The 12,881-nt window shown below is 52.9% G+C and carries 13 protein-coding genes; 5 read left to right on the plus strand and 8 right to left on the minus strand.

Going from position 1 to position 12,881, the window contains the following annotated elements; genetic code table 11:
• The 5 genes from uraH to K1718_RS15320 form a co-directional block, all read right to left on the minus strand.
• Positions 1-351 carry a hydroxyisourate hydrolase gene (gene uraH, locus K1718_RS15300; protein ID WP_265681746.1) on the minus strand — a complete coding sequence of 117 codons (351 nt, stop codon included), beginning with the start codon at positions 349-351 and terminating at the stop codon, positions 1-3.
• Between the two features lie 103 nt (positions 352-454).
• On the minus strand, positions 455-1,354 hold the full coding sequence (locus tag K1718_RS15305; RefSeq protein WP_209006577.1) for a LysR family transcriptional regulator: 900 nt from the start codon (positions 1,352-1,354) through the stop codon (positions 455-457).
• 66 nt (positions 1,355-1,420) lie between these two features.
• A complete protein-coding gene (locus tag K1718_RS15310) occupies positions 1,421-2,398 on the minus strand; it encodes a quinone oxidoreductase family protein (RefSeq protein WP_265681745.1) in 978 nt (325 codons plus the stop codon).
• Positions 2,399-2,589: 191 nt separating this feature from the next.
• On the minus strand, positions 2,590-3,306 hold the full coding sequence (locus tag K1718_RS15315; RefSeq protein ID WP_265681744.1) for a CDP-alcohol phosphatidyltransferase family protein: 717 nt from the start codon (positions 3,304-3,306) through the stop codon (positions 2,590-2,592).
• Positions 3,307-3,494: 188 nt separating this feature from the next.
• The gene (locus K1718_RS15320; protein WP_265681742.1) at positions 3,495-4,415 is read right to left on the minus strand and encodes a DUF2182 domain-containing protein; all 921 of its coding nucleotides are present in this window, start codon (positions 4,413-4,415) and stop codon (positions 3,495-3,497) included.
• Positions 4,416-4,649: 234 nt separating this feature from the next.
• Here K1718_RS15320 and K1718_RS15325 point away from each other — a divergent pair, with 234 nt between their 5' ends.
• Complete coding sequence (locus tag K1718_RS15325) at positions 4,650-5,852, plus strand: UbiH/UbiF family hydroxylase (RefSeq protein WP_265681740.1); 1,203 nt, start codon at positions 4,650-4,652, stop codon at positions 5,850-5,852.
• Between the two features lie 15 nt (positions 5,853-5,867).
• On the opposite strand, the gene K1718_RS15330 is transcribed toward K1718_RS15325, so the two are convergent.
• Positions 5,868-6,299, minus strand: a complete 432-nt coding sequence (locus K1718_RS15330; RefSeq protein ID WP_265681738.1) for a DUF1801 domain-containing protein — start codon at positions 6,297-6,299, stop codon at positions 5,868-5,870.
• A gap of 18 nt (positions 6,300-6,317) precedes the next feature.
• Positions 6,318-7,268: an AEC family transporter gene (locus K1718_RS15335; RefSeq protein WP_152501748.1), complete on the minus strand. Its 951-nt coding sequence runs from the start codon at positions 7,266-7,268 to the stop codon at positions 6,318-6,320.
• Positions 7,269-7,496: 228 nt separating this feature from the next.
• Here K1718_RS15335 and K1718_RS15340 point away from each other — a divergent pair, with 228 nt between their 5' ends.
• From K1718_RS15340 to hspQ, 3 genes are all read left to right on the plus strand, one after another.
• Positions 7,497-8,462, plus strand: a complete 966-nt coding sequence (locus K1718_RS15340) for a lysophospholipid acyltransferase family protein (RefSeq protein WP_265681737.1) — start codon at positions 7,497-7,499, stop codon at positions 8,460-8,462.
• A 93-nt stretch (positions 8,463-8,555) separates the two neighbouring features.
• On the plus strand, positions 8,556-9,599 hold the full coding sequence (locus K1718_RS15345; protein WP_152501750.1) for an HpcH/HpaI aldolase/citrate lyase family protein: 1,044 nt from the start codon (positions 8,556-8,558) through the stop codon (positions 9,597-9,599).
• Between the two features lie 102 nt (positions 9,600-9,701).
• The gene (gene hspQ / locus K1718_RS15350) at positions 9,702-10,025 is read left to right on the plus strand and encodes a heat shock protein HspQ (RefSeq protein ID WP_152501751.1); all 324 of its coding nucleotides are present in this window, start codon (positions 9,702-9,704) and stop codon (positions 10,023-10,025) included.
• Positions 10,026-10,116: 91 nt separating this feature from the next.
• On the opposite strand, the gene K1718_RS15355 is transcribed toward hspQ, so the two are convergent.
• Positions 10,117-10,728 carry an invasion associated locus B family protein gene (locus tag K1718_RS15355; RefSeq protein ID WP_152501752.1) on the minus strand — a complete coding sequence of 204 codons (612 nt, stop codon included), beginning with the start codon at positions 10,726-10,728 and terminating at the stop codon, positions 10,117-10,119.
• Positions 10,729-10,993: 265 nt separating this feature from the next.
• Here K1718_RS15355 and K1718_RS15360 point away from each other — a divergent pair, with 265 nt between their 5' ends.
• Positions 10,994-12,865, plus strand: coding sequence for an extracellular solute-binding protein (locus tag K1718_RS15360; RefSeq protein WP_265681735.1), 1,872 nt, complete (start codon positions 10,994-10,996; stop codon positions 12,863-12,865).
• Positions 12,866-12,881: the final 16 nt, after the last annotated feature.

Below are 12,881 nucleotides of genomic sequence, written 5' to 3' on the forward strand. Positions count from 1 at the left end.
TCAGCTTCCTCTATAGGTCGAATAGCCGAACGGCGACAAAAGAAGCGGCACATGGTAGTGGCCATCGGGTTCTGCCATACCAAATCGGATTGGAATAATGTCAAGGAAGAGCGGTTCGGAAAGTTGTTGGGTCGTAGCTTTCAGATATTCGCCTGCATGAAACCGCAATTCATAAGAACCAGTCCTGAAGGCCGCGCCATCGAGAATTGGGCCGTCGACCCGCCCGTCATTGTTGGTTTCGTGCGTCGAGATATGGCGGGGTGTGTCTTCCGCTGTCCAAAGTTCAATTTTCAAACCTTTTGCTGGCTTGCCAAGAGCTGTGTCCAGAACATGCGTGGTCAGGCGCCCCATCTATACCTCTCCTGTCTGCGGTGAAATGCCGCAAAATCCTTCAAGAAAAATGTGCCTTAAAAATTTGCCGAACCAAAGCGCTCATTTGAGAGCTTTATGATGCCTATTTGGCATCAATAGTAGGCAAATGATCCTTCAGTGTGAGCACAGAGTGATCGAAGAACATACCGGGCGCCAAGGCAAGCGCGCGCAAGGAAGAGGTTATCACACAAAGGCGATCGGCCTGAAGCGGTGCGTCCGACAATGGTTTGAATACCAGAACCCCTGACGATAGATCATCTTCGCAACCGATCAGTGTTTGGAACCCTATTACCTGCTCCTCTCGCGCAAGAGCACGCATCAGACGCAGCGAATTGGCTTCAACGTAAGTTCTGGAAGCGCCGGGTATCCTGTTTCTGACAAGATCTATACGCGTTCTAAGGGAGAGCCCCTGTGCAGGCAATGCGACTGGATATTTCAGGCACTCCTGCAAACTGAGCGACTTTGACTTTGCAAGTGGATGATCCGGCGTCATCAAAGCGCCGATTCCAAGATCGTGCTGGAACGCAACTGAAAGTGCAGAGGTTTCCGGTGGATCAAACGTGAACCCGACGTCTGCTTCTGCAGCCTCGACTTTCCTGGCGGCCTCATGAGAAGACGACACGGATACGTTTACGTGAATTCCTGGATAGCTTTTTCGGAAACTGCTGATCAGCGCGGGCAGCAGTTTTTCAGCGACGCTTTCAACGCTGGCGATCGAAACAGTTCCCCGTCTCAATCCTTTCAGGGCATCAAGTTCGGCAACTGTGCCTTCAAAGTCCGAATATGTTCGACGAATGTGGGCCAGGAGAACTTCGCCTGCTTGAGACAGTTTCAATCGTCGACCGACCCGGTCGAACAACTGCAATCCTAGCGCTTCTTCAAGCCAGAGCACTTGTCGGTTGACTGCCGAAGACGCGACATTGAGTTCCCGGGACGCAGCTCGGATTGAACCAGCTTCAGCAACCGCCAGGAAGTAGCGCATTGCCGGACTGTATAGGTTCCTTGATAGATCTTGTGCCCTTACCGATCGCATAATTGCCGATACGCCTCAGGGGACCAAAACCGTGGTCCCGGTGGTTTTCCTGCCTTCCAGATCCTGATGGGCCTGGACAGCGTCGGCGAGCCGGTATTCCTGGTTGACGTTTATTTTGACGATGCCTTTTTGAACGACCTCGAAAAGCTCACCTGCCGTCGCCTCCAGGGCATCCCGGGTTGCAATGTAGTTGAAGAGCGTTGGCCGTGTTGCGAAAAGCGAGCCCTTTTGTGCCAGTAAACCAAGGTTGAAATCCGTTATCGGGCCGGAAGACTGTCCAAAGCTGACCCAAAGTCCGCGAGACTTCAAACAGTCAAGAGATCCGGGATACGTGTCTTTGCCGACAGAATCGTAGACAACATCACAGCCCTTTCCATTTGTGATCTCCTGAACACGTTCGACAAAATTCTCGGTGCGGTAGTTGATCATGTGCTGATAGCCATGATCTTTGGCCAGTGCGATCTTTTCATCTGACCCTGCGGTTCCAATGACGGTTGCGCCAAGGTGGGCGGCCCACTGCCCTGCGATGAGACCAACCCCACCTGCAGCGGCGTGAAAAAGAAGTACTGTGTCGCTGTCGACCTTGAAAGTCTGGCGCAGAAGGTACTGGGCCGTCATACCCTTGAGCATCATTCCGGCAGCTGTCTTCTCATCGATACCCTCCGGCAGGACAACCAGTTTGTCTGCGGGCAGCACCCTTTCTTGCGCATAAGCGCCTATCGGGCCGACATAGGCCACACGATCACCTGGGCGGAGATGGTTTACGCCTTCGCCAACGCTTTGAACGACCCCTGCGCCTTCATTCCCCGGACTGAACGGTGTTCCATCAGGAGACGGATAAAGACCAGACCGGAAATAGGTATCGATAAAGTTCAGGCCGATTGCAGTTTGTCTGATGCGTGCTTCGCCAGGTCCGGGTTCTCCGACTTCGACATGTTCCCACCGCATGACTTCGGGGCCACCCGTTTCATGAATGCAAATCGCTTGAACCATTTTAGAACCTCAGCGTTCTGGCCGGTCTGCACAGATGGCATTGCGGCGGTTGTCTTTGAAAGAACTCTACTGACAGGGCTGGTATCGGAAAAGACCTTAGGCACATTGCATCCAACCAGCGCCTTGCTGGACAGTCAGATGTGTGATCGGACCAAAGAATTAGAGATCGAGAATTCGCGATCCTGAATAGCTCAATCGACCCGGTCCAACACTTGCTGAACTGCGGAAACGAAGAACAGGTAAATGCTTGCAGCGGTAAAAAGCATTGCCATGGGAGCGTTCAAGGTCATGTCGTCCAAAATGGCAAGCGCTGCCAGACCCATCCAGAGGAGCGTCACCGGGAGCGTCAGCACACGCCAGCGTCGCACCCGCACCGGATGAACGAAACGGACCGGCGCGAACGTCAAAGCACAGCAAAGCAGGATGAACCCAATGGTGAAGCCTTCCGATGGCGACAGAACCATCAAGCCGAATATGACCATGTTCCAGCCAGCAGGGAATCCCTTGAACGATCCATCCGGCGTTTTCATTCCGTTGTCAGCGAAGTAAAGCGCGCCCGTGAAAACGATCAATCCACCGCAGATCCAGTTCCAGGGCTGCGACAACATCAAGCTCCAGGAGAGCGCAAATGCGGGCAGAAAAACGTAAGTCGCGTAATCGATGACAAAATCAAGGGAAGCGCCAGACCAGCGGGGCAGCTTTTCAGCGATATTGAATCGGCGAGCGAGCGGTCCGTCGATTCCGTCGATAAAGAAAGCCAAGCCTAGCCAGGCGAACATTTCTGCCCAATTTCCCTGGGCTCCGGCCAAGAGCGCGACAAGGGCAATGGGCGCACCGGACGCCGTCAGGATATGAATCAGAAACAGGGCCGGTTCGGCTCTGTCTTTACCTGTCGGAATGTCCGTCACGCGAAGTCCTCACTCCAATCCAGGGTGAATAAGGCTGACAGCGGTAGGACTGGATCAATTTTTGGAATTACCTGTCACTGCGCTGGAGCGGTTGGAAACCTTTATTGCAATCGTATGACAGTGTGAACCGAAAAAACAGCCCCAGCTCACTTTCCTTGCCAATCTTGATGTCATCAAAGGCTTCGGTTTCAAAATGCATTGCCATCAACGAGGATAAGTGTGGTCAGGAAGCCTGCCCACATCAGGAAGAAGACACCCAGAAGATTGGGAAAGATACGGCTCGGGAATGTCTTTTCCAGAGCCATGACCGCACCCAGCAATGCGATCCATATGACGTTCATAAGTCCGACCGCGAACATAACCGTCATCACCGCCCAGCAACAGCCAAGACATGCCCAGCCCTGTACGACCCCTTCTTTCATGCCGGTTGCAACGCGGTTTCCTGTATTCGTCTCAGCAAATACCCAGCGTGGATACCAGCAACGCGCGAGGCATGCTTTTTTGGCAGGTGTGAATTGGTAAAGACCCGCGGCAAAAAGGACGCTTGTTGTCAGTGCGAGCGTTGCCGGTGCCATCATGTCGCTGACCGCGCCTATCTTGAAAAGCAACACTTGGGCGGACGTTGCCACCGCGGCATAGCCCAGCCAGACAAGCACATAGCCCATTGATGCACTGATGACGGCAGAGGCTGGATTGATCTTTAAGTTTGTATCTTGGCCCAACTTGAGGTGATAGGCCCGCAACATGGGAATTGCGCTCGGCAGCATCATTGCGAATGCCATCATGGCCCACATCACGAAGATCTTCAAAACGTCAGTAGCAGCCATTGCCGGGCCAGGCATTCCGAATGTAGCGCCAGCTGGAAGACATAGGACCGCAAGTGCAGCTCTTGCGTCTGCAGTCAGGCCCTTGAACAGGTTGAATTGGTTCAGCAATCCCATGCCGGGACCAGCTTCAGTCATGTCCATTACAGGAACCATGTCGGCGACCATCGCAACAAGATAGGCCCAACCGGAGAGCGTCAAAAGCGTGATGAAAAGCAGAACCAATGGCCAGCCGCGCGTAAATCCACTTTCCATCTGAGTATTGCTGGCCGTGGTCAATGGCACTGTCAATTCCTTCAATCCGATAACCCTGCTATTGAACAAGCCTGCTGATTTGGCACCTGTGTGATCAGATTAGTTAGCAGGACTGCGATGCGAAGCGTTTGATTTCGCTCACTATGGCAACATATGCTTAAAAGCAGGGTTCGCGGTATCAAACAGGCTGCGTAACTTCGTCTCGTTGAATTTCTCCTTTCTGCGATCGATCTTAAGCCAATCCCTATCAAGTGAGCCTGGATTATGCCGAAAGCAAAATTGTCCCAGATCTATGACATAGCGATCGTCGGAGGTGGACCGTCAGGACGAATTGCAGCGCTGACACTGGCGCAAAACGGATTTTCCTGTGTTCTCGTAGCTCCCAGATCAACAATAAAGGATGGGCGCACAACAGCTCTTTGGCAAAGGTCTATCGAGCTGTTGCAGGAGATCGGTGTCTGGGACGAGCTCGCCAACACGGCTTGCGAGCTTAAGAAGATGCGCATGATTGACGATACAGGTCGTCTCATTCGTGCGCCGGAAGTCGTGTTTGACAGCGCTGAACTCGGTTTGGAAGTATTTGGTTTCAATATCTTAAATCATGAACTTAATAAGATACTTGAGAAACACTGCGACGCGCATAACAACGTTGCCGACCTGGACGACAGCGCAGCGCAGGTCGAATTTGGCGATGAAACTGCGCTTTTGACCACAAAGTCCGGTCAAACCATCGAAGCGCGTCTGGTCGTTGCTGCAGACGGGCGAAACTCCGTACTCAGAGAAACAGCCGGGATCCCCGTTCGCCGATGGTCCTATCCTCAGGTAGCCGTGGTTCTAAACCTTGAGCATCGTTTGCCGCATCAGCACATTTCAACTGAATTTCACACGCCAACAGGTCCGTTCACGCTTGTCCCACTGCCCGGCAGACAATCGTCGCTCGTGTGCGTCGAAACGGCAGAAGGTGCAGAAGCCTTGCTTTCACTTGAAGATCATGAGTTGGAGTTTGAGTTGGAGCGTCGCGCGCACTCCATACTGGGACGTTTGTCCTTGGCGTCGAAACCACAGAGTTTTCCCCTTTCAGGACTTACTGCGCAGACCTTGGTCAAGGACAGACTGGCACTTGTCGGAGAAACCGCGCACGTCTTCCCGCCGATCGGTGCACAGGGCCTAAACCTGTCACTGCGGGATGTCCTGGACCTTTCCGGTGTCCTTCTGGCAGCGCGCATGAAACATCAGGACATAGGCCGCGAAGCCGTACTCAAGGCATATGATACAAAGCGTGCCAGCGACATCCGTTCGCGTACCAATGCCGTTGACGCGCTCAACCGATCTCTTTTAACCGATTTCCTGCCGGTTCAGGCTGCACGCAGCATAAGTATGCACCTGGCCGAACGTGTCGGCCCATTTCGGCGAATGCTCATGCGCGAGGGACTTGCGCCAGGATCTGCTTTCAGGTTTGGCCGTTAGCAGAAGTCGACCAGATCACGACAAAGCTGTTTTTCGCTTGTTCTTGTTGGCATGGTAAGTGAGTGCCATTAGGATCATCTGCCGAACGTCGTCCTCCGGCAGTGCGGTATCCAGACGAAAATGAACACTGCGATCTCCGCCGAACGTCATGTCCGGAAACAGGCCGCGCCACTCCGACACAAGTGAAGACTGACAGTTGACGTAAAGCGCGTAATCGCCTGCATCAGATGTATCCCGGTCGATACGAACCGTTGTTCCGGATTTTGGACGAATTGTCAGGTAGCTGGGCTGTCCCCATTTGAGCGTTTCTTCAAGCGTCCCGACAGCGTCGCTGCTATTTGCTGTTTCTACAATAAGAGTTCTCAGTTTGAGAATTGCAGCCCTCACCTCATCTGAGTAACCATCTATGACGGAAAGCACATCCGGGTTGTCTTGCATTTTGCTCATTGAAGTTTTCCAGGCTGTTCAAGTTGGCAAAAGTCCCGTCGTAATCGCCCAGATGAAGAAGGTGACGGTCACAATGGAAATTGCGGTTCCAATCAGTACGAAACTCGAGGCCCTTTGAACATAGGTTCCGTATTGTTGCGCAATCACAAAGACATTTGTTGCAGGCGGCAAACACGACATGAGAACGGCGGTCGCCACCCAACTCGGGTCGAAGCCGCCAAGAAAACTCAAAAGCAAGAAAATAAGAACCGGATGCAAAACCAGTTTTATGGCCAGAACGACCGGCAATTCGAGCGGAATTCTGCCGACCGGCCGAAGCGCAATACTCACACCCATAGCGAACAAAGCGCAGGGAGCAGCAGCATTGCTGAGGTATCTCAACAGTGTGTCAACCGCCTGAGGGGGCCGAAATTCAAACGCTGCGGCCATGACGCCGGCAATCGTCGCCAGAATGAACGGATGGGTGAAAATACGCGTGCCGATTTGTTTCAACGTTCCCAGGAAACTGTCGTTCTCGGTGCCGGCGAGCGCCATCAGGAGCGGCGCCAAGATGAACATCAGCGCATTGTCGAATGCCAGGATCAAGGCAGTAGGTACGGTTGCCTGCTCACCAAGTACTGCGAGTGTCAGGCCCGGACCCATGTAGCCGACATTTGAGTACGCTCCGGCAATACCGAGAATGGTAGATTCGCCAATATTTCCGCGAGTTGCCAAGACGCCGATACAGAACGAGATTGCGAAGACGATGTATGTTGTAAATGTTGTGGCAGCAACGAAAGACACGTTTGCCAGTTGTTCAAAAGGTGTTTCTGACAAAAGACGAAAGAACAAAGCCGGCAAGGCGAGATAGACGACGAAGAAGTTCATCCAGCTCAAACCTGCTTCGGGCAAGTTGCGCAACTTGCCTGCGCCGAACCCAAGGAGAATCAGACCGAAAAACGGCAAGGCAAGTGTAACGACGTCCTGCATTCAACTTCCAGATTTCGACAAACTGTGACGGTTCATACCGGGCAATAAACGGAAGGCGCTTGCATCTTGCGCCTGGCTTGGCTAGGACGCGTGACTTAAGGGCCAACACGTTGTCCTGCATTCCAATCAGGTCTGAAACCACATCGCAAGGTCACATTCAAGCGGACCGGATTGGGACAAGCCCTCTTCCAAGGAAAGAGGCGCAAAAACCGAGAGCACTTGTCCGAAATGTCACGGAAGAAAAGACAGCGCAATCATCCCAAACTGACAGCTATGCAGAATTGGGTCGAAGGGATCGCCCTTCATGCCGCGATCTGGGTGTTTCGGCTCATTCCGGTTGATGTTGCTTCTTTCGTTATGGGTGCGTTCTGGCGACGGCTTGCGCCTTTGAATGCAAGGCACAAGCGTGCGCTTCGACATCTGGAAAAAGCGTTTCCTGAAATGGCGCCAGAAGAGCGCGAAAGAACTGTCCGAGGCATGTGGGAAAACCTTGGTCGGGTTGCGGCGGAAACCTTTCATATCGATCGGCTATTGCGCAAAGAAAAACGGTTTGAAGCAGATGCTGACGAAGAGACACAAGAGCTGCTGAAGGGCGGCAAGGCATGTTTGTTTGTCTCGCTTCACAGCGCTAACTGGGAGCTTTGTGTCCAGCCGGCTGTTCAAAATGGGCTTTCGATTACCGGAATTTATCAGGCATTGCGCAATCCGGAGGCTGACAAGGCGCTGCAGGCGCTCCGGCAGGATCTCTATAAAGGCGGCCTTCTTTCCAAGAGTCACCAAACGGCTCGCAAGATACTTGCAACGCTCAAGTCAGGTGGCGTGGTCGCCATGATGGGGGATCTGCGGGAAACGAGAGGCATACAAGTGCCGTTTTTCGGACAATTGGCTTATGCCAACCCCGTTCCAGCATCGCTTGCACGCTCCTGCAATGTTCCAATCGTACTTGGAAGAGTTATCCGAAAGAGTGGCGTGCATTTTCGTGTCGAAGGCAGGGCCATTCATGTCCCGATTACCGACAACCGGCAGGTAGACATCGAGACAGCGACGGCACAGATCCACGCAGTTTTTGAGGAATGGATACGCGAATACCCCGATCAATGGATGTGGATCCACAAGAAATGGGCCCCTCCCGGCAAGACCTCTGCTCAAAAACAGGCGCGCAAAGCCGCGGTTGCCAAGCTCAATACGGGTTGATTTTGTTGGTGAGCCCTTTCGCCTTTCGGGGGATGGTTGCAGCGCAGCATTGACGCTATAGCTATCAGCCATACTGGTGGAGGATGCAGACACATGAAGACCCCGAGCGCATTTTATCAACCTCTTGCGATTGGTGCACCGTCGCCGTTCAGGGAATTGCCAGTCACTCTTGAGCGGATGATTCATTTCGTCCCGCCCCATATTGAGAAAATGCGTGCGAAAGTGCCCGACCTGATCAAGAAGGTCGATGTCGTTCTTGGGAACCTGGAAGATGCCATCCCGGCAGACGCAAAAACCGATGCCCGCAACGGCTTCATACAGCTCGCGAAAGAAAACGACTTCGGTTCAACGGGATTGTGGACACGCGTCAATTGCCTGAACAGCCCCTGGTTTCTGGATGACCTCCTGGAAATCGTTCCTGCCGTGGGCGACAAGCTCGATGTCGTCATGCTGCCCAAGGTAGAGGGGCCCTGGGACGTCCACTACCTTGACCAGCTGCTGGCACAGCTTGAGGCCAAGTCTGGAATTAACAAGCCAATCATGATCCACGCCATTCTGGAGACAGCAGAAGGCGTTAAAAACGTGGAGGCAATTGCCGCTGCCAGTCCGAGAATGCATGGCATGAGCCTTGGGCCAGCAGATCTGGCGGCTTCACGCGGCATGAAAACAACGCGTGTCGGCGGAGGGCATCCCGATTATGCGGTTCTGTCCGATCCTGATGAAACGGGGAATGCACGGACAGCCTATCAGCAAGACCTCTGGCACTACACCGTGGGCAAGATGGTCGATGCCTGCCTGTCTTATGGCTTGAAACCCTTTTATGGACCCTTCGGCGATTTCTCCGATGCTCAAGCTTGTGAAAGCCAGTTTCGAAATGCATTCCTGATGGGATGTCTGGGCGCGTGGTCACTTCACCCGACCCAGATTGATATTGCCAAGAAGGTATTCTCTCCCGATCCGGCCGAGGTCGCATTTGCGAAGAAAATTCTAGACGCCATGCCTGACGGCACGGGTGCGGTTATGATCGATGGTAAGATGCAAGACGATGCCACATGGAAACAAGCAAAGGTGATTGTAGATTTGGCGAAACTTGTGTCATCGAAGGACAGTGAGCTTGCTGAAATCTATGGCCTTTAGACTTTCGCAAGGCTCGATGTCTAAGGTTTAATGTGACAACGCTTGCAAGCAGGCTGCTGACACGGTATCCCGGCATTGCATGCAGTAGGCGGACGAGTAACCATGCGGACGGCAAAATTCAGAATTGGACAGGTCGTTCGACACCGGATTTATCCCTTCAGGGGGGTAATTTTCGATGTCGACCCAACGTTCAGCAACACGGAAGAATGGTGGAACGCCATTCCTGAGGATGTGCGACCGCAACGTGACCAGCCATTTTATCACCTGCTTGCAGAAAACGAAGAAACTGAATACGTCGCTTATGTGAGCGAACAAAATCTTGAGCCGGACATGACTGGTGAGCCCGTGCGGCATCCGCAGGTGGAAGAGATTTTTGAGGAACAGACCGACGGTTCCTATTTGCCGCGAAGTGTCGAGATCCATTAAACAGATTTAAGTCATTTTGAAATGACAACAAAAAAGGCCGGAACGATTGTTCCGGCCTTTTTTGCATTGGTGCAGAAACTAGTACTTGCGACTATTCGCTGGCCTTTTGAGCGTCGATCAGCTTCTGACGGGCTTCGTCAGCGCGCTTTTGCAATTCGCTTTGAAGTTCTTCCTGACGCTCTTGCAATTCTGCAATGTTCATTGGGTCACCGTCATAAACTTTGGTGAATCCGATCAGCGTCATCTTGAAGACGATTTCCTTGGCCTGCTGGTTGTATGGTGCAACCCGCATTTCGCCGCCCTGCTTCATCGCGTTGATGAATGTGTCATCAATGGCAAGTTCAGCATAGCAGGCATTGGGTGCACAGATGCTGTATTTGCCTTGCACCGGCTTGCTGTCGTCAATTTGAATGCGCAAGCCTGGCTGGATTAGAACACCGGTCGGAACTGCGACAAGCAGCTTCTTGCGTGCTTCACCTTCCGTTTCCTGAATAGCAATGTTGCTCAGGAATTGGCCTGTGTTGGTGCGCAGTTCAATCGAGATGAAGCAGATTTCCTTCTGCGTCTTCGGATTGGTGTTACACGCCTTCGTCCAAGGGCTATTTTCTTCCTGGGCGATTGCGGGAGCACCTGCAAAAGAAGACACAGCCAGGAACGCTCCTGCAGCGCATCCAAACAATCCTCTTTTCAAAACACTCTTCATCGAAACGTCCTCAATCGTGCGTGTGCGAAACTTTCGCGTTGTTCTGAGCCATTCCGGATGTAACCGCAAGACCCGATAGAACATTTGATCCGTGAAAACATGGTAACGCACTTAATTAGGGCAAGAGGGTGGCCGATTTGCAACGTAGGCCCTGTCCTGGATTCAAATCTGAATATCTTGGTGTTTATTTCTTGCGCCGGGCGCGTCTCAACAATCCTTGTGTTAGGCTAAAGGGTGAGAATCAACGGTATCTCGGGCGGTTGTCATGCGTTTTATTGATAGTGCTGTGCATTCACTTCTGAAGAACGGTGTCCTTGGGGCTGCGCTTGCGCTTTCCCTTTCGGCGGTGCCATTTTCGGGCTCAACAGCTTTTGCCGATGATAAAGACGTGCCGTGGGTTCATGGCATATCCATGCACGGATCCCCTGCCCTTGGACCGGATGAACCGTTTCCCTACGCCAATCCAGATGCTCCCAAGGGCGGCTCAATAACGCTTGGCGTTCAGGGAACCTTCGACAGCATGAATTCGTTCATTGTTCAAGGCGGCTGGACCTCCGCCAGAGGCATGCGCGAACGCCAATTCGGCAACAACATCCTGGAGAGCCTTCTCGTTCGCTCCTATGCGGAACCATTTTCACTCTATGGGCTCGTGGCGCAGCGCGTTCGCATGCCCGACAGCCGGGAATGGATCGAGTTTGAGTTGAACCCGGATGCCAAGTTCTCCGACGGTACACCTTTGACCGTTGATGACATTATCTTTTCCCTCGAGGTCATTGAAGAAAAGGGACGGCCGCCCTATCGCAACTGGTACGCAGCCATCAAGGAAAAGCAGGTCACTGCGCCTAACCGGCTGAAGCTCGTGTTTGAAAATGGAGACAATCGCGAATTGCCGCTGCTCATTGCTCTGGCGCCAATCTTCTCTAAAAAACACACAGATGTCGAGAATTTTGACAAGTCCTCGCTCAACCCGCCGATCGGGTCCGGCCCCTATACCTTCAAGACGATCGAAGCCGGTCGATTGGTTGTCTATGAAAAGAACCCAGACTACTGGGCAAAGGATCTGCCCGTTAAGGCCGGTTTCGACAATTTCGATGAAATCCGCGTTGAGTACTTCCGGGATGAAACGACACTTCAGGAAGCCTTCAAGAAAGGCCTTGTGAATGCGCTTCAATTCCGGGACCCGGCACGGTGGGCAACCGGATTTGACTTTCCTGCGGCCGAAAACGGTGACGTTGAAAAACTTTCCATTGCATTCGGTATCCCGGCCAAGATGCAAGGCATTGCCTTTAACACCAGGCGTGAGCAGTTTAAGGACAAAAACGTTCGCAAAGCGCTCAGCATGCTCTTCGATTTCAAGTGGGTGAACGAAAACCTCTATTACGGGCTTTATCAGCGAACCGCCGGGTATTGGGACAATTCCGATCTTTCCTCTATCGGGCGGCCTGCAAGCGACCGGGAAAAAGAATTGCTGGCGCCTTTCCCTGACGCAGTCGATCCGGAAGTCATGGCTGGAACTTGGAGGCCTGCAGATGCCGATGGTTCAGGTCGTGACAGGAAAGTCCTGCGTGAAGCGCTCGGAACGTTTGGCGAGGCTGGTTACAGCCTGGAAAACCGGAAGCTCGTGAACAAGGAAACCGGAAAGCCGCTTTCATTCGAGATCCTTGCAAAGAACGAAGACGAAGAAAAGCTTGCACTCGCCTACATCCGCACATTGGAACTTCTGGGCATTGAAGCAACTGTTCGAAGTGTTGATCCGGCACAGTTTGAAGACCGCCGCACCAAGCGTGAGTTCGATATGGTTTTCAACACCTGGAGGGCGTCGCTGTCACCAGGTGCCGAACAATATGGACGCTGGTCTTCAAAAGCGGCGGACCAGGAAGGTTCCTTTAATTTCGTGGGCGCTCGGGAGCCGGCAATTGATGCTTTGATCGATGAAATCGTCGGGGCACGCAGCCGCGAGCATTTTGTCGACGCCGTTCGGGCCTTCGATCGTGTGCTCATTTCAGGAGCTTATGCCGTTCCGCTGTATCACGTGTCAGACGACTGGGTTGCCCATTGGAAAAAAGTCATCCCGCCGCAGTCACACTCTCTTTACGGACACGAATTCGACACTTGGTGGTCAGCCACCGCTCAATGATCGGACCTATGGACGA

Origin of the sequence: Roseibium porphyridii, from assembly GCF_026191725.2 — a bacterium.
GTDB classification, from domain to species: Bacteria; Pseudomonadota; Alphaproteobacteria; order Rhizobiales; family Stappiaceae; genus Roseibium; species Roseibium porphyridii.